The sequence below is a fragment of the Acidobacteriota bacterium genome (assembly GCA_040756905.1).
Lineage (GTDB): Bacteria > Acidobacteriota > Aminicenantia > JBFLYD01 > JBFLYD01 > JBFLYD01.
In genome coordinates this window covers 1-21,306 of the sequence record JBFLYD010000012.1, presented here as the reverse complement: position 1 = coordinate 21,306, position 21,306 = coordinate 1, and the positions used below count along the sequence as shown (strand labels likewise).

The 21,306-nt window shown below is 34.6% G+C and carries 17 protein-coding genes and 1 tRNA gene; 7 read left to right on the top strand and 11 right to left on the bottom strand.

Annotation, left to right across the window (positions count from 1 at the left end; genetic code table 11):
- Positions 1-49 precede the first annotated feature (49 nt).
- A complete protein-coding gene (locus tag AB1410_01570) occupies positions 50-3,283 on the bottom strand; it encodes a PDZ domain-containing protein (protein ID MEW6455389.1) in 3,234 nt (1,077 codons plus the stop codon).
- Between the two features lie 290 nt (positions 3,284-3,573).
- Here AB1410_01570 and AB1410_01565 point away from each other — a divergent pair, with 290 nt between their 5' ends.
- Positions 3,574-4,929: a glutamine synthetase family protein gene (locus AB1410_01565; GenBank protein MEW6455388.1), complete on the top strand. Its 1,356-nt coding sequence runs from the start codon at positions 3,574-3,576 to the stop codon at positions 4,927-4,929.
- Positions 4,930-5,201: 272 nt separating this feature from the next.
- Here the strand turns inward: AB1410_01565 and AB1410_01560 are convergent.
- Positions 5,202-5,289 (bottom strand) — tRNA-Leu (locus tag AB1410_01560).
- 67 nt (positions 5,290-5,356) lie between these two features.
- Between AB1410_01560 and AB1410_01555 the strand changes: the two genes are divergently transcribed.
- On the top strand, positions 5,357-7,777 hold the full coding sequence (locus AB1410_01555; GenBank protein ID MEW6455387.1) for a hypothetical protein: 2,421 nt from the start codon (positions 5,357-5,359) through the stop codon (positions 7,775-7,777).
- A 391-nt stretch (positions 7,778-8,168) separates the two neighbouring features.
- Here the strand turns inward: AB1410_01555 and AB1410_01550 are convergent, their stop codons facing one another.
- Both AB1410_01550 and AB1410_01545 read right to left on the bottom strand, forming a co-directional pair.
- Positions 8,169-8,780 carry a hypothetical protein gene (locus tag AB1410_01550; protein MEW6455386.1) on the bottom strand — a complete coding sequence of 204 codons (612 nt, stop codon included), beginning with the start codon at positions 8,778-8,780 and terminating at the stop codon, positions 8,169-8,171.
- A gap of 124 nt (positions 8,781-8,904) precedes the next feature.
- Positions 8,905-9,270, bottom strand: a complete 366-nt coding sequence (locus AB1410_01545) for a metallopeptidase family protein (protein ID MEW6455385.1) — start codon at positions 9,268-9,270, stop codon at positions 8,905-8,907.
- A 59-nt stretch (positions 9,271-9,329) separates the two neighbouring features.
- On the opposite strand from AB1410_01545, the gene AB1410_01540 reads away from it, so the two are divergent.
- Positions 9,330-11,360 carry a tetratricopeptide repeat protein gene (locus tag AB1410_01540; GenBank protein MEW6455384.1) on the top strand — a complete coding sequence of 677 codons (2,031 nt, stop codon included), beginning with the start codon at positions 9,330-9,332 and terminating at the stop codon, positions 11,358-11,360.
- Positions 11,361-11,580: 220 nt separating this feature from the next.
- Here the strand turns inward: AB1410_01540 and AB1410_01535 are convergent, their stop codons facing one another.
- Genes AB1410_01535 through AB1410_01515 form a run of 5 tightly spaced genes read right to left on the bottom strand, consistent with a single transcriptional unit; the run spans position 11,581 to position 15,745 of the window.
- Positions 11,581-12,354: a radical SAM protein gene (locus tag AB1410_01535; GenBank protein MEW6455383.1), complete on the bottom strand. Its 774-nt coding sequence runs from the start codon at positions 12,352-12,354 to the stop codon at positions 11,581-11,583.
- Between the two features lie 53 nt (positions 12,355-12,407).
- Entirely contained in the window at positions 12,408-13,082 is a 675-nt protein-coding gene (locus AB1410_01530; protein MEW6455382.1) for a 4Fe-4S double cluster binding domain-containing protein, read from the bottom strand.
- Positions 13,079-13,249, bottom strand: coding sequence for a hypothetical protein (locus tag AB1410_01525; GenBank protein ID MEW6455381.1), 171 nt, complete (start codon positions 13,247-13,249; stop codon positions 13,079-13,081). The genes AB1410_01530 and AB1410_01525 overlap by 4 nt, the downstream gene beginning before the upstream one ends.
- Positions 13,250-13,272: 23 nt before the next feature.
- The gene (locus AB1410_01520; protein ID MEW6455380.1) at positions 13,273-14,181 is read right to left on the bottom strand and encodes a branched-chain amino acid transaminase; all 909 of its coding nucleotides are present in this window, start codon (positions 14,179-14,181) and stop codon (positions 13,273-13,275) included.
- A gap of 55 nt (positions 14,182-14,236) precedes the next feature.
- The gene (locus AB1410_01515; GenBank protein MEW6455379.1) at positions 14,237-15,745 is read right to left on the bottom strand and encodes a PLP-dependent aminotransferase family protein; all 1,509 of its coding nucleotides are present in this window, start codon (positions 15,743-15,745) and stop codon (positions 14,237-14,239) included.
- A 232-nt stretch (positions 15,746-15,977) separates the two neighbouring features.
- Between AB1410_01515 and AB1410_01510 the strand changes: the two genes are divergently transcribed.
- The 4 genes from AB1410_01510 to AB1410_01495 all read left to right on the top strand — a co-directional run bounded on the left by AB1410_01510 (position 15,978) and on the right by AB1410_01495 (position 19,566).
- On the top strand, positions 15,978-17,225 hold the full coding sequence (locus AB1410_01510) for an aspartate aminotransferase family protein (GenBank protein ID MEW6455378.1): 1,248 nt from the start codon (positions 15,978-15,980) through the stop codon (positions 17,223-17,225).
- Positions 17,226-17,357: 132 nt separating this feature from the next.
- Positions 17,358-18,320 carry a permease gene (locus AB1410_01505; GenBank protein ID MEW6455377.1) on the top strand — a complete coding sequence of 321 codons (963 nt, stop codon included), beginning with the start codon at positions 17,358-17,360 and terminating at the stop codon, positions 18,318-18,320.
- Positions 18,321-18,422: 102 nt separating this feature from the next.
- Entirely contained in the window at positions 18,423-18,752 is a 330-nt protein-coding gene (locus tag AB1410_01500) for a cupin domain-containing protein (GenBank protein ID MEW6455376.1), read from the top strand.
- 22 nt (positions 18,753-18,774) lie between these two features.
- Positions 18,775-19,566: a methyltransferase domain-containing protein gene (locus AB1410_01495; protein MEW6455375.1), complete on the top strand. Its 792-nt coding sequence runs from the start codon at positions 18,775-18,777 to the stop codon at positions 19,564-19,566.
- Between the two features lie 3 nt (positions 19,567-19,569).
- Here the strand turns inward: AB1410_01495 and AB1410_01490 are convergent, their stop codons facing one another.
- Together AB1410_01490 and AB1410_01485 are read right to left on the bottom strand one after the other, a co-directional pair.
- Complete coding sequence (locus tag AB1410_01490) at positions 19,570-20,874, bottom strand: ATP-binding protein (protein MEW6455374.1); 1,305 nt, start codon at positions 20,872-20,874, stop codon at positions 19,570-19,572.
- A gap of 231 nt (positions 20,875-21,105) precedes the next feature.
- Positions 21,106-21,306, bottom strand: a 201-nt coding sequence (locus tag AB1410_01485; GenBank protein MEW6455373.1) for a hypothetical protein, incomplete at its 5' end; no start/stop codon positions are given.

The window sequence follows — 21,306 nt, the reverse complement described above, 5'->3', positions numbered from 1 at the left end:
TCATTAACTTTTTCTTTGTTTTTGAGCAAACTTAAATTCCAATGGAGTTCTACTTCTTAACCGGATAGGAAGGACGATTTAATTTTGGCAATGGGTTTTTATTAAGTTCTTCAAGGGCTACTTGCACCGCCTTTTCCAGTTGGGGGTCAGAACCAGAGATAACTTCAGCAGGGGACATCTCCACCTCAATATCAGGGAAAACACCTATATTTTCAACCTCCCATTCTCCTTTAGGATTCCAGATGGCTACTCGAGGCGAAGTGACAAATCCTCCATCCATCAAAGAAGGATAATCATAAATTCCTATAAGACCTCCCCATGTTCTTTTACCTACAAGCTTTCCTAAGTTTCTTCGCTTAAAATAGAGAGGCAAAGCATCTCCGCCTGAACCTGCATATTCATTTATAATCATAACTTTTGGACCGAATATTGAGCCAACAGGGGTTGTAAAATCTTTTCCATCCCTTGTTGCCCAGCAGTTTAAAAGAGGACGATCAAGCATATCAATAATGTAATCAGCGGCATAACCTCCCCCATTAAATCTCTCATCAATAACAAGGGCTTCTTTTCCTAACTGGGCAAAGAAATATCGGTTAAAATAGGTATAACCCGCAACCGAGGTGTTTGGTAAATAAACATATCCTGCCTTTCCATTGGATAGTTTTTCAACCTTTTTGAGATTTCCCTCAACCCAATCACGGTTGCGAAGAGCCATTTCGCTTTCAATAGGAACTACTGTAACAGTTCTACTCCCTTCCTCTTCTGGCTTTGAATTCACTGTTAATATAACTTGCTTTCCTGCGGCCTTTTCAAAGAGGCTATAAATATTGGTGGGAAATTTAAGCTCTCTTCCATTCACCCTTAGTATATAATCTCCCACATTGACATTGACGCCTGGCTCTGTAAGAGGTGCACGAAGATCAGGATTCCAATTAAGGCCGCTATAGATCTTTTTAATTCGATAGCGATCGTTTATAATCTCGTAATCCGCTCCAAGAAGACCTACAGGAACAACCTTCACCTTTGGATACTCTCCTCCACCTACATAAGCATGACCAACATGCAATTCGCCTATCATTTCTCCGATCAGATACGTAAGGTCGCTTCTATGGGCAACATAAGGAAGAAACTTAGAATATCTTTCCTTAATCATAACCCAATCAACCCCATGCATATTGGGGTCGTAGAAGAAATCACGGTTAATCCTCCAAGCTTCATCGAACATCTGTTTCCATTCGGCCTTTGGATCAATCCTAACCTCCATTCCCTCAGTATTAATCTTTCCGTCGCCTACCTTAACCTTTCCTGATGTATCCACAATCCCCCATGTTTTCTTTGAAACATAGAGAAGCTTCTTACCATCATGGGAGATATCATATCCATTCAAGTTCTCTAAAAATACTTCATCCTTTCTCTCTTTCATATCGAACCGATAGAGTGTGTAGTCCCGGCTATCAGGCTTATACACAAGGTAAAAGAGAATCTCATCGGTAGCAGTTAAGAGTTGGGAATATTGCCTGGCAGGAACTGGCAGTGCCAAAATCCTTTGATCTATATTTTCTAAATCAATCCTGAATTCAACCTTTTCTTCCTTAGAAGATTCTGGTTTCTTTTCAGATTTTTTCTCTTCTTTTTTCTCAGGCTTTTCCTCTTTCTTCTCCTCATCACTCTCAGGAGCAAAGGGAGAAGGTAAATCCTTTCTCAAGACCACGACATATATATTGCGAGTGAATCTTTGATTGTAAGAGGAAAGGTCAAGCCAAGCAATGGAGGGACCTGCGTCTGTGCTGGCGGAAAAATAAAGATATTTACAATTTTTGTCGAATGTTGGGAAGATAGCATCACTCATTCCATCGGTGATTTGAAATTTCTTGTAATTCTCTAAAGAGTAAAGGAATATCGCTCTAAAGTGGTTATCGAGGCGCTTGGCATAGGCAATCCATTTGCTGTCGGGTGACCAGACTGGATCCATTGACCGTTCGGGGGCAGAATAGGTATCAATATCAATAAGGATCGGTTTCTTTTTAGAAAGGTCAAGGTAGTAAAGATTGAGTTGGTTATCGGTATAGGCAATCTTTTTTCCATCAGGTGACCAGATAGGCGAATAGTAAAAGGCAGTCTTTCCTAATTTAATTTGGATTGGATCCTTTTCTCCTTTCTGGTCTATTATATAAAGCTTATATTCTCCAGAAGTGTCCGATAGGTAAGCAATAGATTGCCCATCGGGTGACCATGAAGGATAACGCTCACAAGAACCGGGTTCCTCTGTAAGATTTCTAATATCACCTTTTTTAGCTGGAACAGTGAGAATCTCTCCATGGGCTTCAAAGGTTACCCTTACTCCAGTAGGTGATAAATCAAAATTCCTTATCTGTTCCGCTACCTTAATGAATCTGGGGCGTGTATCTATTAAATCGCTTGAAACAGAGATGCTTATCTTTTTTAGTTTTCCTGAGGATGGATTAAATGTGTAGATGTAGCCCTCACATTCGTAGACAATTATTCCTCCTCCTTCTGAAGCCCATTTGATATCAAAGGTTTCATGATTTGTGACTTGATTTACTTTTTTAGATTTTAAATCATATGAAAACAGATTCATGGTGCCATTTCTGTCAGAGAGAAAATAGATGGTTTCTCCTATCCACATCGGGAAGGTGTCGCTTGCATTTTCATGGGGAATCTCCATATAGGAGAAATCCTTTAGATTGAAGACCCAGATAGGAGTAGTTCTTCCTCCCTTGTATTTTTTCCAGGTGTCGAAGGCATTTCGGAGGGGGGTATAAGCAATATGGGTTCCATCAGGAGAAAAAGACCCCATCTCAGCCATAGGCATTGGCAGAGGCTTAGGAAAACCCCCTGCGGAATCTACTGCGAATAACCTACTGAATCTGCTATAGCTATAACGTGTGGATCTGAATAGTATCTTTTCGCCATTTGGAGTCCACCCTTCGACCAGATCATTATCAGGATGATATGTCAGCCTTCTTGGATCTCCTCCCAGAGCTGGGATAACAAAGACATCCATATTTCCATCATAGTGACCCGTAAAAGCTATATATTTTCCATCCGGCGAATACTTAGGCGAAGACTCCATTCCTGGATGGGCAGTCAACCTGCGAGCTTCTCCACCATTTATTGGTACAGTCCATAAGTCTCCTCCATATACGAAAACGATTTCTGCTCCATTGGTATTGGGCTGTCTTAGTAAGCGGACTTCCTGAATAGCGAAGAGAGGAGAATATAAAGTTAGAAGGGTTCCCATAAAGAAACTTATCCTTTTCATGTTTCCAACCTCCTTATCAAACTTACAGCTTCTATTTTAATACTTCCTGATAAAATAATTGTCAAGAAATTAGTTCTTTGGCTTTCTTTTATCTTGAATTTTAGATAGAATCGTATCCTTAGAATTGATTATTTCGAAGGGTTTTCCCTATTTGAAGAATCCCGCCATTTATTATGGCGGGGATTCTTCGACGGCAAGGTATTTTTTCATTAATATTGCTCTCCTTAACCCGCCCTGAAGGGGCGGGATTGCGGTGAGCCTTCCGTTCAAAAGTTATTACAGGAGGTATAATGAAAAATTTTAATTTTCAAAGCGAAAAGGAAGTATTGTATTTTTTGAGGGAAGATAAAGATGTTAGATTTGTCCGAATAATCTTTCCTGATGTTTTGGGAAGAGAGATGAGCTTTTGCATTCCTTCAGAGGAGATAGAGTCTGCCTTTGAGAATGGGAAAGGGTTTGACGGAAGTTCTGTGGAAGGATTCGCCAGAATAGAAGAGTCAGATTTGAATATTGTTCCTGATCCAAAGACTTTTAGGATTTTACCCTGGGGCTATGAGTTTTCTGGTTTGGTATGGAGAGAGGCTGTTGTTTTTGGTGATATCTTTACCCCACGAGGTGAACATTTCGCAGGTGATTCCCGCTATATTTTAAAGAAAACTTTAGAAAAAAATAAGGATTTCGGGGAGCTCTTTGCTGGTCCAGAGCTTGAATTCTTTATCTTTGAGAATGAAGATGCTCCTAAGCTTTTAGACCATGGTGGTTATTTCCATGGAGGAAAATGGGGAGAGATCAGGAAGGCAGCCATGCTCTATTTAAAGGAGATGGGAATCGATATTGAATGCGATCATCATGAGGTAGCTCCAAGCCAGCATGAGATTGACATAAGTTTTTCCGATGCCTTAACAATGGCTGACTCGGTAATATTGACAAAATATGTGCTGAAAAGGGTGGCCAGAAAGTCAGGTCTTTTTGTCTCTTTTATGCCAAAACCAATTACAGGGCTTTGTGGGAATGGACTTCATCTACATCTATCATTGTGGAAGGGAGAGAGAAATCTATTCTTCCAAGATGGGAAAATCTCAGAGCTTGCCAAGAGATTCATGATGGGTTTAATCAAATATGGAAAGGAAATTCAAGTAATATTAAATCAATGGGTAAATTCTTATAAAAGGCTTGTTCCAGGGTATGAAGCTCCTGTTTATATGGCTTGGGGAATGAGAAACAGATCCGCCTACATTAGAGTCCCTGAGTATCGATCAGGAATGGAAAACTCGATGCGGATTGAATTAAGAAGTCCTGATCCTGCTTGCAATATCTATTTGGCACTGGCTATTATTCAGGCAGCTGGAACAGAAGGAATTAAAGAAAACTTAGAACTTCTCCCTCCTCAAGAAAAGGACATTTACCACATGGGTGAAGAAGAAATGAAAGAAGCAAGAATTGAAACACTTTCAAGAAATCTAAAAGAGGCATTAGAATTATTAAAAGGGAGTAAACTGGCAAAGGAAACCCTTGGTGAGCATATTCATAAAAAGATCATTCAGAACAAAGAAATTGAATGGGAAAGGTATGAGAAGGCTGTGGGTAGAAGATTTGAAAAAGAGGTCAGCCCTTACGAGGTAGAAGAATATTTCCCTGGGCTTTAAAAAAAACTAAAATTTCCGCTTATTATTTTCTCGAGTATTTTCTATTTTCCTAGTGTTGTATCACTTAAATACCTATCCTTATTCTTATGTGACACAACAATAATTTTTTACAATTTAATAATCAACTAATACAAACGCAAAAGGTTTTATTACATTCTCAGTATGACCCCTCACCTTTTTCCTCTCTCCTATGAGGGGAGAGGGGTGGTGAGGGGTGATTGCGTAACAGAAATTATTCCGTTTGCTATATTCACAGCTTATAGATTTGAAAATGCCGGAGGAGGGAGTCGAACCCTCACGTCCGCCTGAGGGGACCCGAGATTTTGAGTCTCGTGCGTCTGCCAATTTCGCCACTCCGGCTGCTTAAAAATTTTATCCTTTAACTATTTCTTAGTCAAATTTAAAAAATATGGTAAAATTCTAATTAATGGCGAATAAGAAGCCAATTTTGTTTGAGTTAGAAAAAATTTCAAATCAAACTTACTCATATTTTAATTCAATTACAGATGATAGATTAAGATTGGAAATACTAATCGTGTATTTTAAGAAAATATTTGAGTTCAACAGAAATTTAATCAAGTCTTTTGTAATTCAGTATGCTCCTCTTTATTTTTCCTGTGCAGAGAGAGCCGCTCTTGAACATATTTCACCTGAAAGGTTGATAGAAATTCTGAATATATTGGCGAATTTAAATACTTACATTGATTATGATAGAAATAAAATTAAAAATTCAGCCACTAAGGTTTTGTTTGATTTATCTAAAATTTATTTTTATCTCGGAGAGATGGAGAAAGGACTTAGATGTTTGATATTGAGAAAAGAAATATTGAATTCTGAAAACATCACTCCATTAGAATATGTAGAGAAACTTAATGATTATCTTGAAAAGAAATTATTATTTTCTGAAGAATTAGAAAATATCATAAAGAAAGCGATTAATAATTCATCTAAAAGTGTAGAATCAAATTATGAGATGTTTTTGAACTTCAGAGAATCTTTTTCTTTAATAACAAAACAATTTGAGTCAGAAATAGATGAAATTTATGAGGAATGGAGGGAGATCGAAGAAGGAGAAAGTGAAAATCAGATAAATTGTCTCTTAATCGAAAAATTAAACCTGCCTGAAATCTCATCTTACCCTCGCTCTGAAAAATTAAATTCTTACGGAAAATTAATCTTTTCTGAAGGAGGGCAGAATGTGGTCAGATTCTATAATGTCTCTCCTTCTTTAAAAAATGAGCTGGAACTTATTGTTTCAGATTCTGTTGTAGTGGGAGAAAAAATTTATAAAAAGATAAAAAAGAAAAACCCAACTCCATTATCTATCTCCTATTCCTTTTTAAATAAAAGTTTTATGTATACAGGAAAGAGCCTTTCAGCAGGTGCAGCTCTTTTAGCCCTGAACAATTTTTTAATATTAAACAACGAGAAAAATTATTACAGATTCAAATTTAATTCAGCTGTATCTGGAGAACTTGATCAGGAAGGAAATTTTGAAAGATTTCCTGAAGGAACGCTTAAACTTAAGATTGAAGGAGCTTTTTTTTCAAATTTAAGATGCATAGTTCTTCCTTTTGAAAATAATTTTCAGGCACTCTCTTATTTGTTTTCTCTCCAATCCCGGTATCCGATGAGAAAACTGGAACTGATCTTTGTGAAAAATCTTTTTGACATTTTAAGAAATAAAAAGATTATTAAGATAAAAAGTAGTAAATGGATTAAATATTTTTTATCAAAATCATCTATAGGGCTAAGATTTGGAGCGATATTAATTTTTCTATCGTTTATATTATTAACATGGATATTTTTAAGCAATAACCCTCAATACCATTTCTGGAAAAATAGGAAGCCAAAAGAAATAGAAGTTAAAGGAAATAATTTAAAAGTTCTAAACATTTATAATCAAACACTCTGGAAGAAGGAGTTTGAAGTTGATCTGGAAGAAGGCAGGTATTCCGGTGCTGAGAAACATTTGCCATTATTTATAGACTTAAATGGTGACAGGAAAAAAGAGCTTCTCTTTCCCCTGTTTACTAAAACTCAGGAACATATAACATCTTTCATTGTATGTCTTAATAATTCAGGAAAGGAGCTGTGGAGGTATTTTCCAGGGAGAAAAGGTTTGAGAACACAAAATGAAGAATTCTCATTTCATTATATGATAAACTCAATTAAAGTTATTGAAAGAAAAAATGGAGAAAAAAACATAATTTTAGTATCTACCCAATCTCCTTGGTATCCCTGCCAGATATCTTTCCTGAACATCGATGGGAAACTGATCGGAGAATACTGGAACTCAGGACATGTGGGAAGTGAGAAAACTTTTTTGGTTGAGGATTTAGATGGAGATGGAGAAAAAGAGATTATCTTAGGAGGTCAGAATAACGGTTACAAAAGGGCAGTTCTTGTTGTTCTGGATGTTAGAAAGATAAAAGGAGCTTCTCCCCAAGACCAGGCATCCAGGTATAAATTTCTCGGAATGGACAGAGGAAAAGAAAAATATTATCTTTTATTTCCAAGGAGTTCACTTAATAAGAGCTTCAGGGTCAGAAATAAGGTTGAATCTATCTCTTTAATAAGGGAAAATAAAGAAATTGAAGTTGTTGTGGATGAATACACAGGAGAGGGCATTAACTGTTGTTTACATTATTATTTTGATTTCAATTTTAGATTAAAAAAAATCCAGTTCAGTGACCATTTTATGAGTAAAATGATTGAGCTGAAGTCTTATGAAATCATTGAGGATTTTACTGATGAATTGGAAAATTATAAATACAATCTTGAGTACTGGGATGGAGAGAGGTGGACAAAAATTCCCTCGATGAACAAATACTGGCTTGGAAAATAATTATTTACATTGAATTAATTCAAAAAAGTTTTTCACAAAATCTGTGGAAATACCTGTGGAAAAACTTGTTGAAAAAATTTTACATTCTAAATCTGTCTTGATTTTTTTACCATGTGCACAGAAACTTGTGCCTTTATAAATGATTGATAAATAAAGCTTTATAAATTATTATAAATTAATAACTTACATAATTAGATTTTTAATTTATTCATAATTAAATAAATAATCAAAAAAATGTGTAAATATTAAAATTAATACAAACGCACAAAATATTTTTACATGTAGGGCAAGGCTTTAGCCTTGCATCAAGCAACCCCCGAATCAAGTTCGGGGCAGGCTCTAAAGGGTTGCCCTACAAATTATATATTGTGTTTGTATTAGTAAGGAACTTTTAATACCACTTTTTTAATAGTTCTAAAGCCCATAAAATTTCAAGGTTCATCCAGAGGAGTTGAACAGAGAATAAGGAAAACAGAACCAATGGAAACAATTCTTTTGCACTGAAGGAAAGAAAGAGAAAAGTTAGAAGAAGAAAAAATGAAATTAAAAACGTTATCTTAACCCATAAACTTTTTTTACCCTTGTATCTAAATTCATTGCCAATGACAAAGTGAAGGAACCATATTGATGTAAAATGAATGAAAGGAATTGTGATGATAACGTTAAATTTATTATTTATAAGAAATATGCAGAACACTATGAAAAGCAGAAGATAGCCAAAGTATTTTTTATCGGTTATCTCTATAATCTCTAACTTTGCCAGAGATTCACCTATTACTGCCCAGAAGAAAAAAGCTGAATAGAGGCTCAAAAGGGAGGAATAAAAAACTTGATTGTTAAAAAAAGCTAAAAGAAGAAGAGAGACTCCAGTTATAAAAAAGATTAGACTTAAAGTTATTATAGCTTTTTTTCCTCTTTTAAAAATTTTTGACATGAATACATGTCCGATAGTGTATAAAAGGAAAATTGATGAAAAAGTTATTGAAAAAATTCTTATATTCATTTTTATCTTTAGAAAATACAAAAATTTTTTTCCAAAATCAATACCAATAAAAGAGAGGTTTTAGAGTGAGCAGGAAGGGTGACGGGACAGGAATGCATCAGAATTAAATGCGTTTGTATTAGTTTTAATACCCGAGTTCTCTTAATCTTTTTTCACTTATCCCAAAATGATGGGCAATTTCATGAGCTACTGTTATTTTTACCTGTCTTTTAATTTCGTTTTCATTCCGAAAAGCTCTCTCAAGGGGTTTTTTGTATATTATTATCACGTCAGGAGGGACTGCCCCATAAGTGCTTGTTCTTTTTGTTAATGGAACCCCCACATAAAGACCGAATAAATGATAGGGAGATTTTATTCCGGTTTTTTTCATATCTTCTTTCGATGGGAAATCTTCTACTATTATTGAAACATTATCCATCTTATCCAAAATTTCAAATGGAAGTTCTGATATTGCTTCTTCTACTAAATCTTCGAATTTTCTTTCTGTCACAATCTTATAATAAGATATAGTTTTTTATTTATCAATAATATAAAATAAAAGAGGGTTTAATGGATTATATGGGGTTTAAGAAAAACTTATCAATCTTTTTTATCTTCTTTTTTGCAATTTTTCTTTATTCAGAGAAAAGGGAAGTAAGTATTAAAGTTCTGGCTGATGAAGAATTTCGCCAAAATCTTAACTGGAAAACAGGAGTAGAAAATGTATTTAATAAAATATCCGATGAATTTGAAAAATTATTCAACATTAAGTTTTACATTAATAAATTTGAAGATTGGAATTCAGATAATTCTCTAAATTCCCTTGAACTCCTCGCTGAAGATTTAGATTCTAAGATAAACAAAGAAAATTTTGATGTAGTAATAGCCTTTACCTTCCAGAAAAATCTGGATGAGAAATTATCCGGCTATTCCCTTTACAGAGAGGGTTTAATAATCCTGAAAGGATCAAAAAATATTTCAACAATGGAAATCTCTTTAAAACATGAAATAGGGCATATATTTGGAGCAGTTCATGTTGACAACCCTGACTCTGTAATGGATATTTTTATCAGGGGTAATACTTTTGATTCTTTAAATTCAAAGGTTATTCTCTTAAATAGAAGTAGAACTTTTAACGTTATAAATTTTCCAATTTCAAAAGATAATCTGGATAAAGCAATTAAAATATACAGAGAAATCTCAGACACGATAAAAATTTCAAAAATTAAAAAAGAAATTAATCGATCGGAAAAATCAATAATTCCAGACAGGGAAAAGGGAGAAACACAGGATATTCTATTCGAGAGACGATATTCATTTAAAAACCTTGAGGACGTAAATCTCCTTTTAGCTCAAATTTATATAGAGAAAAAGCAATATGATGAAGCAATTTCAGAATGCGAGAAAGCGTTGAAAATTAACCCGGAAAATGTGGAAGCTCATAACCTGATGGGTATTGCATACAGAAGAAGTGGATTAATAGATCAAGCAATAAAAAAATACATTGAAGTTTTAAAAAGAAGACCTGGATATTCGAGAGCATTTTATAATCTTGGAATTGCATATTCTAAAAAGGGTGACCTTTCATCCTCTATCTCAGTATATAAGAAAGCGATAGAACTCAAACCAAATTTTGCTGAAGCCCATTCCAACCTTGGCGATGTGTATCTGAAAAAAGGTATGATTGATAAGGCAGAGGAAGAATTTATCAGGGCAATTTCGATAAATCCTGAATTTGCATTAGCCCATTCCAATTTAGCTGAGGTTTATTGTCAAAAAAAAGAATATCAAAAATCTTTGACTGAGGCTGAAAAGGCAATTTCAATTGATCCTGAATTGCCGGGTCCATACAACGTCAGAGGAAATGTATATTATAAAGAAGGAAAAATTGATAAAGCGATCGGAGAATATTTAAGGGCAATCTCAGTTGACCCGAATTATGAAAAAGCTTTTTATAATTTAGGAAACTGCTATCTTGATAAAAATCAAATCGTAGATGCAAGAAAAAGTTTTGCCATAGCGATTGAAATAGATAAAAACTTTGCAGAGGCTCATGCAAGTCTTGGATATTGTTTTCTTATAGAAGGAAAGATCGAGGAGGCAATTGTTGAAATAATGCGTTCTCATGAACTTGGGTTTAAATCTCCAAAAACCCATCTTAATCTGAGCTTTGCCTATCTTAAAAAAGGTTTGATTGATCACGCTATTTCAGAAGCAAAAAAATCAATCGAAATGGACCCGAAGCTTTCAGTAGCATACAATAATTTAGGAATAGCATATACACAGAAAGGAATGATGAAAGAGGCAATTGAGCAATTTAAAAAATCAGTTGAGATCGACCCCCAATATAAAGATGCTTATATAAACCTTGGAAACCTTTATTTTCAACTGGGAATGCTAAATCAGGCTTTAGAAGAATATTTAAAAGCTGTTAAGTTTGACCCTGATAATGCTGTTCTTCATAATAATATTGCTGTTATATATTTTCATAACGAAGCATATTCTCTGGCATGGGAGCATGTAAAAAGAGCTGAATCACTCGGCCTTAAAATCCATCCGGATTTTCTTAAAGAACTTAAAAAGAAATTAAAAATTAATTAATTATTAAAATATCTTCAAAGAGTTTTTTCAATTATTTAAATGGAAAAATTTCGGTATCTTTTGCTGGAGGAAAACTTGCAAGTAAGAACAGCAATTTATTGTTCCCAATATTTGTTATTTAGTGAGATTTTCCTGGTAAGACTTTGATTCCTTCATTTTCATTTAAGATATATTTCTCTTTGCCCAGTATAAATTTAGCTTTGCCTTGAATTCACCTTTATCATTTTAGGTAAAAGGCCCTTATTCTGACTCCTGTCTCTTTTTGGCCCTGAAGGGCAATTTCTTCCAATCTCTTGGGAGGAACTAAGGCGAGCCGAGTGTTAGGGACAGGCCGATCAATGGAATATATATGCACCTCTTTGGGTCGGATCTGACTGATCTGTTGAAAATAGGCCGCAAGATCCTCCTTTGTTACATTAGAAGGGGTTCCCTCTATCAGGACAGTCTGTATGAAGAAATCTTCCAGAGAAGAAATGAAATCCAATAGTTCTGCAAGGTTTACTCCCTTAGCAGGCCTATTAATTAGCTTAAATTTCTTTTCTGTTCCCACATCCAGCTTAAATACAGGTAAGTCTATCTTTGGGATACTTTCCCGGACTTTTTTGTATGCCAGACCAGTAGAATTGGACAGAAGTGCCAATTTCACTTTGGGTCTATACCTATTTCTTATTCTTACCACTTCGTCTACCAACTCTGCAAACATGGGGTAAAGAGTCGGTTCACCGTTTCCTGAAAATGTAAGAAAATCGAATTTTATCGATGATTTTGCAGCCTGTCCCACAGCTTTTACAACTTTATCCAATGGAGGTAAATCTTTGATATATTCCCTCAGGTCTATTGTATGTTTCTTTGTCCATCCATAGTGGCAGTAAACACAATTAAAGGAGCAGAGTTTGTAATTCCTAGGCAGGAGGTTTATGCCAAGGGATTTTCCTAATCTCCTGGAGTTTATAGGTCCATATAAAATTCCTCTCTGTAATGGAAGAAGCATCATTTATTCCCTAAAAAATAATTTTCATCACTTAAGCTCTCATAATCACCGTTTTATTAATTTATTCCAACAGGGCAAACACTAATACATTGACCGCAGACTGGGGCATTAAAAATCTTTTTGTTTTCTTCAATTAATTTATTGCATGTGTATACATCTACTAATTCATCTCTTTCGACTCCGATTTTCCAGACATTTCCTTTTATAGCCTTTACAGGACAAATTTCTACACACCTCACACAATTCTTACATTGAGTATCTTCAAAAGGAGAGCCTAATTCAAAGGGGTAATCAGTTAATACTGTAACCAATCTGACTCTCGGACCAAATTCAGGTGTCACAAGTAATGCATTTTTGCCTATCCATCCTAACCCTGCTCGAGTCGCCGCAGTTTTATGAGGAAAAAGTGCCTCTAATTTTTCCCTATCTAAAGTTTGAGAAGCTGGGACAGGAAAAGCTTTATAGTCCAAAGATTGAATTAAGTTTGTAGTTTTAATGGCTATCTCATTTAACAAAGCATTAACTACATGATAGTGGTAAGCATACTCCATAGTTGGACCACGAACAATTTCATCTATGATAGAGTCCGGTAGTCGGACAGCAATAGAAACGGCATTCCTTAAATGTCTCAATTTCCATGGAATGCAATCCCTTAAATCTCCAAAGCCTATCAGAGTAGCTCCCCATTCAATTATTTTTTGTTTAATTTTTTCAATCTCCCTATTATTCAATTAACTTTCTCTTTATTATTAATAGAATGCACAAGTCCATTTTCTTCATTTTCTGCAAGATAGTTTAATATAAGAATCTCCTTTTCACTAAAAATTTTATGAATGTGATTTTTCAATATTTCTGGAACTTTGAATTTCTCAATGAATGTATGAAAAGATTCATTCATGTCAGTCTATTGTTACATATAATTTAATACACAGGAGTCAGCCATTTTTTGTATTTATCTATCTCTCCTCTGACAACTCTGAAAAAAAGATTCTGGATTTTTTTTGTTGTATTCCCCATTTCTCCATTACCGATAGGTCTGTGGTCTATCGAGCCAACTGATACGACTTCAGATAATGTACCACATAGAAAAACTTCATCAGCATGGTAAAGTTCTGTTCTGTCAATCGTTCTTAAAACAGTTTCTACTCCCAATTCTTCTTTTGATATTTCAATAATTGTATCCCGGGTTATCCCTTCAAGTATGTTATGGGATATCGGAGGAGTATGTAGCATACCATTCCTTACAATAAATATATTCATGGCAGCTCCTTCTGAAACATGACCATCTTCGTTGAGAAAAATTGCTTCATCAAATCCATTGTCTCTTGCTTCCTGAGCTGCTAATGCGGAATTCACATATGCACCTGTTATCTTTCCTCTTCCAGGTATTGCATTGTCTTCCACTCTCCTCCAGGAGCTAATGCAGGTTTTGATAGGTTTTTCTAAATCAAAATAATGAGAAACAGGAACTGAAAAAATGCAGAAATCATATTCATCCGGAAGTTTAACTCCGATCTTTTCTAAAGATTTATATGCAATAGGTCTGATGTAAACATCGCTTTTGAATTTATTCTTTTTTATGAGTTCTACAGTGATTTCTGTTAATTCTTCTACAGATTTGTCGATATAAATTTTTAGAATTCTGCAATTTTTCTTCATTCTTTCGAAGTGTTCTTTAACTCTGAAAATGAAAACCTGATTTAGTTTTTGATTGTAATACCCTTTAATCCCTTCGAAAACCCCGGTCCCGTAGTTAAAAGCATGTGTCATAATACTTATCTTAGCTTCGCTTAGTGAAGCAAAACTTTGTTTAAAGTAAGCATATTCCATCTTTAACCTCCATATATTAAAAATGAAATTATTTAAAAATTTTCATTTACAAATTTTAAAGAATTGGAATCATTTCTAATTCTTTTTCTTTCTCTTTTTTTCTTTTAAGAGTTGTTGAAATAATATCTCCTAATATTTTTATCCCTTCTTCAATTTTTTCCGGTGGATTTGCCGCAAAGCATAACCGCATCTCATTTTTACCTTTTTTTGAGTTATAAAAAAGTGTTCCCAAACTAAAAAGAATTCCATTTTTTACGCTCGTTTCAAAAACAGGTATTAAATCAACTCCATCAGCAAATCTAACCCAAAGAAAAAGTCCTCCTTCTGGCTTTACAACTTTTATGGATTCTGGAAAATACTTTCTGATGCCTCTTATCATAGTATTCCTTCTTTCTCTGTATTTTTTCCTTATCTTCCTGAGATGAGTTTTAAAATATCCTCTGGAACAGAATTTATAGAGAATTGCCTGGGAAATAGTGTTTGTTGCTAAATCTTCTACCTGTTTGAGTGCTATAAATTTATCTCTGATTGATTCGTTTAGAACAGCCCATCCAACTCTGAAGCCAGGTATTAATTTTTTGGACCAGGAATTTATGTAAATTACCTGACGAGTTCTATCCAAGGCTTTTAAAGGAGGTAAATCTTCGTTTTCAAATCTTAAATCTCCACTTACATCATCCTCGATTATTGGAACATTATATTTTTCTGCTAAAAATATTAATTTTTTCCTTTTATCAATACTCATTGTAATCCCTGTTGGGTTCTGAAAATTGGGCATTGTATAAATAAATTTGGGGTTGTATTTTTTTAAAATGTCTTCAAGAATCTCTATGTTTAATCCATCTTTTTCAATAGGAATTCCAATTATTTTGGCTTTAAGTGTATTAAAAATACCCAATGCTCCTGTGTAGGTTGGTTCCTCTGTGATTACATAATCTCCTGTTTCGATTAAAATTTTTGAAGCGATTTCTATAGCTTGCTGTGAACCACTTGTAATAAAGATATCTTCTACTTTTGTTTCAATTCCCATATTTTTCATCTTCTTCGCTATGTATTCTCTTAAAGGAGGAAAACCTTCGATTGGTCCATAATTGAAAATTTCATTCTTTTCCTCTTTTAATACTGAGTTAAAACATCTCTTTAATAAATTAATTGGATAGAGTTCATCGTCTGGATGAGCTCCTCCAAATGAAACTTTAGCTTTTGTTATGCATATTCTGTACAATTGGACTAAAGAATACAATGCATATTCATCAAAATTAGAAGAAAATAAATTGGACCAATTGAACTTTTTATGAACCACTTTATCTTTTTTATAGATATATTCACTTATATCTGAAACAAAAGTTCCTTGGCCAACATGAGAATAGACCAATCCATCTGCCTCAAGCTCTTCATAGGCAGTTAGAACAGTATTTCTATTGATTTTCAATTTCTCAGATAATTGTCTTGTTGGAGGAAGCTTTGTATCTGGCTTGAGAAATCCTGATAAAATTAATTCCTTAAATTGATTTTTTAATTGAATATAGTAAGGTGTATTTAATTCTTTATCAATTTTTATCATCATATCCCTCCAATTGACACAATATAATAAAAAAATAAAAAAATAAAAAGAGCCAATTATGACAATATTCACTAAGCCAATATTAATGCCTTTAAGTCTCAAATTAGCAAAAGTAATTTTCTAATCCTTGGCTCAGTGAAACTTGATTTAATTGGATCTTTTCAAAACATTAGCGTTGAAATATTAAGTTATATTAAGGATTTGATTTATATGGATTACGGAGTGAATTAAAATGACAGGACTTCTCTCAACCAATAAACTAAGAAACCAAATTATTATGAATGGAAATGGTTGTAAAATACAAGATAGCCAGGGAAAGGAATACCTCGATTTCTATTCTGGGGTTGGATGTAACATTCTTGGCTATAATCATTCAAAGTTTACCTCTATTTTGAAGAAACAAACAAATAAATTGATTCACATAGGAAGTAGTTTTATAACAGTTGAAATAACAGAAGCTCTTCAATCCCTCAATTCAATCCTGCCCCCTCATTTAACTAATGTCACTTTTCTAAATTCCGGTAGCGAATGTGTAGAGCTTGCGTTGAAAATTGCAAGAGCTTTTACAAAAAAGAAATGGATCATAGGATTCGAAAGAGGTTATTATGGTGCCACAATCCATGCCTATTCCCTCTCAGAACCTGGAAAGCTTTCAGAATATGTTCCAAAAGATAATTCACCAAGGATGCTCGCTCCTTACTGCTATCACTGCCCAGTAAATATATCTTATCCTTCATGTAATTTTAAATGCTTACACAAATCCCTTGAATGCATCAATGAAATCACAAAAGGTGAAAACATCGCAGCAATTATTTTTGAACCCATTCTATCCTGGGGAGGAATAATTATTCCTCTCTTTGGCTATTTTCAGGAATTGACCAGATCAATCAAGAAATGGGGAGCGCTCCTGATTGCAGATGAGGTTACAACTGGAATGGGAAGAACCGGAAAATGGTTTGCTTTTGAATATGATGAGATAAAACCTGATATTCTGGTTATTGGAAAAGCTCTTGGAAATGGATTTCCTGTAGGAGTTGTTGCAACAACTTCTGAAATAAATAACGCCATTAAGGGAAGATTTCAGCATATTCAGTCTCACCAAAATGACCCATTTTCAGCTAAAGTTGTGAGTACTGTAATAGATATAATCAAGAATGAAGATTTACTGCACAACTGTCAGGCTATGGGAGATTATCTTTTGAATCAAATAAAAAAATTAAAGGATCAATACCCTGTTATTGCTGATGTGAGAGGTAGGGGATTAATGATCGGTATGGAATTGGATTCTGAAGGGAAGAAAGATTTTTCTCAATTGTTCTATGAATTTCTCTATGAGAATGGATTAATACTCAATATATGTTCAGATGGGGTAACATTTAGAATGCTGCCACCATATATCATTACTCAAAAAGATATAGATTTTGCTGTAGAAAGGATTAAAAAGTCCCTTGATCAAGCCTTATCTCAAACAATGAATTAAAAGTCGATAAAAGATGTATCAGCAGGTTATCAACAAGCTACCATAATTTTTTTTGTCTATAAATATAGTAGCTACTATAATGAATACTAATTAAAAATGATGTTTAAAAACTTAAATTAAAGGAGAAAAACGATGATGATGGTGAATGAAATAGTAAGAATTATCGAATTCATTGTCAGAGCATTCATCCATATTCTGCCATTTTTTGTTTTAAGCGTAGTTATCGCCGCTGGAGTAAGCCAATTCAATTTCAAAGAGAAACTGTCAGATTTTCTGAAAAGAAAAGTAACCTATGCCATAATTATTGCTACCTTGATTGGTGCAATTAGCCCCCTTTGTTCATGCGGCGTTATTCCTACACTTTTTGCCCTCTTACAAATGGGTATTCCCCTGGGTCCCATTATGTCCTTCTGGATTGCCTCACCTCTTATGAGTCCTGAGGCTTTCTTGATCACTTGGGGGAATTTAGGGCTTGAATTAGCCCTGGTAAGACTTGTGGCTGCTATATTAATGGGATTAACCTCTGGGTTTATTACATTAAAGTTATTTCCAGTGAACTTAACATCTTCAAGTTGGCTCAAATTAGCTTTAGATGCAAATGGTGCAGGATGCGGTTGTCAAGCTCAATCAAACTCAAAATCCATTCCGCTTTCTACTACAACTTCTACAACTTCAATAAAGTGGAAAAAGTTTTTAATAGACATGAGAAAAATTACATTCTTTCTCGGTGGGTGGATGGCTATGGCATTTCTCCTTGAGGCTATGATTACCTTTTATTTTCCTACTCACATAATCAAATACTTCTTTGGCAGTCAGAATGCATTTTCCGTTATTTGGGCAGCTTTGATTGGTATTCCTCTTTATATTAATAACATCAGTGCCATTCCAATTGTTAATGGCCTGCTCCAGTCTGGGATGGGTAAAGGAGCTGCATTGGCTTTTCTCTTAGCCGGACCGGTCACAACCATACCAGCCATGGTGGCGGTCTACGGCCTTGTCAAACGGAAAGTCTTTTTGACTTTTCTACTTCTGGGCTTTTTTGGTTCGATCATTCTTGGCTATCTTTATGAATTCATTTCGCTGTTTTTGAAGTAAAAAAATGAACAAATCTGGGCTTTGTTCCAATTGAAATTGATTATATTGGCTCTTTTCAAATCTTGAGTAGGTCGGTATGATAAAAAGAAGGAGGAAGAAAAAATGAATTTTTTCAATATTAAAGATTTACCGAAAAAGGAAGTTAAAAAAGGAATTATGATGTGTTCTGCATTTCTCGAGAATGTCATGTTGACCTATTTTGAATTTGAACCAAATACAGAAATTCCTTCCCACAAACATCCCCATGAGCAGATAACTTTTATTCTTGATGGAGAAATGGAGTTCAAGCTTGAAGAGAAAACAAAAATTTTAAGAGCTGGAGAGGGAGTAACTGTGCCTCCTAATAAAGAGCACAGTGTCCGTGCCCTCACCCAGGTAAGAGTTGTTGATGCCTGGAATCCCATAAGGGAGGATTATATAGTTTCAAAATAGAAAATTATAAGGAGAAAGCAGAATGGAAAAAAAGATTCTGATTGAAAAAGCCTCTCTCAAGTCATTGTTAAAAACCTTGAATGTTCCAGACAGGGATAGATTATTGAAAAATGTAAAGTATTTCAGCGAGAAAGAAGCCCAAAAGAGAGCTGAGATTGTTAAGAGTTATTTTTCATCCAAAGGATTGGAGATCATTGTGGATACCTTTGCAAACACTTTTTCAAGCCTACCAAGCGATTTCAACATTTTAGATGTTGGTTCTGGTACAGGATTCTTCACCCAGAGAGTGATGGAGAAGCTGAATAAAAGTTTTGGAAAAGCACCAATTTTCTGGGCATTAGACATTACTCCTGGAATGTTACTTGTTTTATCCACTAACGTGAAAGATTCTTCGATTATTCCCATACTGGGACTCGGAGAAAAAATCAAAGAGAGTCTCATTTTTAATTCATCCAGATATATTCAAATGGGTATTGATATTCCCATGAAATTCCAGGGAATTATGTCAGTCCTTGCATTACATCATTGTGCTGATCCTGAGAAAGTTTTTACGAGCATGGATTCTGTTTTAGCAGAGGATGGCTTGGTTGCCATTGTTGATGAATGTAAACATCCCTTTGAGGAGTACCGTGATGAGATGCTTGACATCCATCTTGGGTTTGATATTGAAGAGCTTCATTCGAAAGCATCAAAGGTATTTAAAGATGTTCAGGCAAATAAACTCAGGGGCGTCATATGTGAATCATCTGGTAGGAAAGTGGAAATGTTTGCTCTAACAGCAAGGAGAAAAGACAAGTTTTTTCTTATTCCGTGAATTTTATGCATGTAATAACCACTTCCACAAAGGAACAAATCTTATTCTTTCATTCCTCATTCTTTCCTCTGCTTCATAATCCTTTGTGATAATGGAAAGATCTTCGCATCCGAATTCTCTTTTTGCACTCGATAAGGCAGTAATCTCTCTTTTTCTGACATTCTCCTCCTCAATCTCGTAGCAGACTTGAATTAGTTGTTTAATCTTGAAATTTTCTCTTATGACGAAATCCACCTCTTTCCCAAAATGATTTTTCCAGTAGAAAATCTCTTCTTTGTTAAGATATTTTCTTATCAGTTCTAAAAACACCACATTCTCATAGAGTCTTCCAAAGTTCTTTGTAAATTTTAAAGAAAGAGCACTTATAAAACCATTGTCAATAAAATAGAGCTTTCGCGATGTCTGGAGTTGTTGTTTAATTTTTTGAGACAAAATCAATAAAGGATGGAAAAAATACGAACTTTCCAGATAGGAAAGATATCTTTGCAATGTATTTTTTCCTGTGGCATAGTTCATGCTTTTTAAATTGTTATACAGTTTGCTAATCGAGAAATACGTAGAATTGAGGAGAAGTCTTACCATTGCAAAAAGAACCTCCTCGTTTTTGATTTTGAATCTCTCAACCATATCCCTTCTCAAAACTGTCTTATAATATTCCTGCAGCAACTCTAATTTCTTTTCTTCAGGTATGAGCACGACCTCAGGCATGCCTCCGTAATAGATATACTCCTCAAGGGCATTGTCCATTTTCATTTTCTCATCCTCAGAATATTTTAATGCTTCTAAATCAATCTGGATATTCTTAAATCTGAGAAATTCTTTGAATGAGAGCGGAAAGAGATTAACTTCTAAACATCTCCCTCTCAATTCTGTCGGGATTTCCCTAGTTGAAACCTTGGAGGATGAACCAGTAATGAAAATTTTTATTTTCTCTGTATCATGCACTCTTCTGAGCCATTTGCTCCAAAGAGGAATGTTGTGAATTTCATCCAGAAAAAGAAATCTTATAGGCTTTTTAAATGTTTGCTTTATCGCTGGAATCAAATTACTCAGAAATTCAGTTTTTGGAGGGATTCTTTCATCTTCAAAGTTTATATAAACAACCTCTTCTCTATGAGTTGACTTCAATAATCCATTTATCAGATTCAATACAAGGTATGTCTTACCCACTCTTCGGAAACCAGTAACCGCGATAATCTTTGAAGGTTGAATGTTAAGATAACGGGAAAGATTTATCTCTCTGGGAATACTTTCAGGAAGCTTCCTTTCCTTCCATTCGTATAAAATTGTTCTAATTGTATCATTCATGATACAATTATTATAAAAAATTGTACTACTTAAGTCAAATTTGAATCAATTTTTGAGTTATTCCCTTTCAGAATTACAGGAAAATGGCCTATTTCACCGGCACTGTCAAAGAGCCGAATATTCTCAAATTATTCTTTTTAGGCCAGTTTCACAGGAATATGAAAGGGGGGATTCTCGCTTTTAGCAGAAAGTTGCGGAATCACTGTGATCTAACGCGCAATCCATGTCAAATCATTTAACTAGATAACTGTATATATATCTGATTGAATCATGTAATTTGTAACCAAACAAGGTTTTTGTCTTCTGTTGTATATTCCGATCCAAAGTGGCCATCGATTCCGATTCAAACCGGCCACTGATTCTGATTGAAAGTGGCCACCCATTCCGATTTATTCCGGCCACTTTTTCGATGAAATCAGAATTTGAAAAAGT

Excerpts from the sequence above, each read along its gene's own strand:
- AB1410_01570 (MEW6455389.1), bottom strand. The coding sequence starts at position 3,283 with ATGAAAAGGATAAGTTTCTTTATGGGAACCCTTCTAACTTTATATTCT.
- AB1410_01565 (MEW6455388.1), top strand. The coding sequence starts at position 3,574 with ATGAAAAATTTTAATTTTCAAAGCGAAAAGGAAGTATTGTATTTTTTG.
- AB1410_01555 (MEW6455387.1), top strand. The coding sequence starts at position 5,357 with ATGGCGAATAAGAAGCCAATTTTGTTTGAGTTAGAAAAAATTTCAAAT.
- AB1410_01550 (MEW6455386.1), bottom strand. The coding sequence starts at position 8,780 with ATGAATATAAGAATTTTTTCAATAACTTTTTCATCAATTTTCCTTTTA.
- AB1410_01540 (MEW6455384.1), top strand. The coding sequence starts at position 9,330 with ATGGATTATATGGGGTTTAAGAAAAACTTATCAATCTTTTTTATCTTC.
- AB1410_01535 (MEW6455383.1), bottom strand. The coding sequence starts at position 12,354 with ATGATGCTTCTTCCATTACAGAGAGGAATTTTATATGGACCTATAAAC.
- AB1410_01525 (MEW6455381.1), bottom strand. The coding sequence starts at position 13,249 with ATGAATGAATCTTTTCATACATTCATTGAGAAATTCAAAGTTCCAGAA.
- AB1410_01520 (MEW6455380.1), bottom strand. The coding sequence starts at position 14,181 with ATGGAATATGCTTACTTTAAACAAAGTTTTGCTTCACTAAGCGAAGCT.
- AB1410_01515 (MEW6455379.1), bottom strand. The coding sequence starts at position 15,745 with ATGATAAAAATTGATAAAGAATTAAATACACCTTACTATATTCAATTA.
- AB1410_01510 (MEW6455378.1), top strand. The coding sequence starts at position 15,978 with ATGACAGGACTTCTCTCAACCAATAAACTAAGAAACCAAATTATTATG.
- AB1410_01505 (MEW6455377.1), top strand. The coding sequence starts at position 17,358 with ATGATGATGGTGAATGAAATAGTAAGAATTATCGAATTCATTGTCAGA.
- AB1410_01500 (MEW6455376.1), top strand. The coding sequence starts at position 18,423 with ATGAATTTTTTCAATATTAAAGATTTACCGAAAAAGGAAGTTAAAAAA.
- AB1410_01495 (MEW6455375.1), top strand. The coding sequence starts at position 18,775 with ATGGAAAAAAAGATTCTGATTGAAAAAGCCTCTCTCAAGTCATTGTTA.
- AB1410_01490 (MEW6455374.1), bottom strand. The coding sequence starts at position 20,874 with ATGAATGATACAATTAGAACAATTTTATACGAATGGAAGGAAAGGAAG.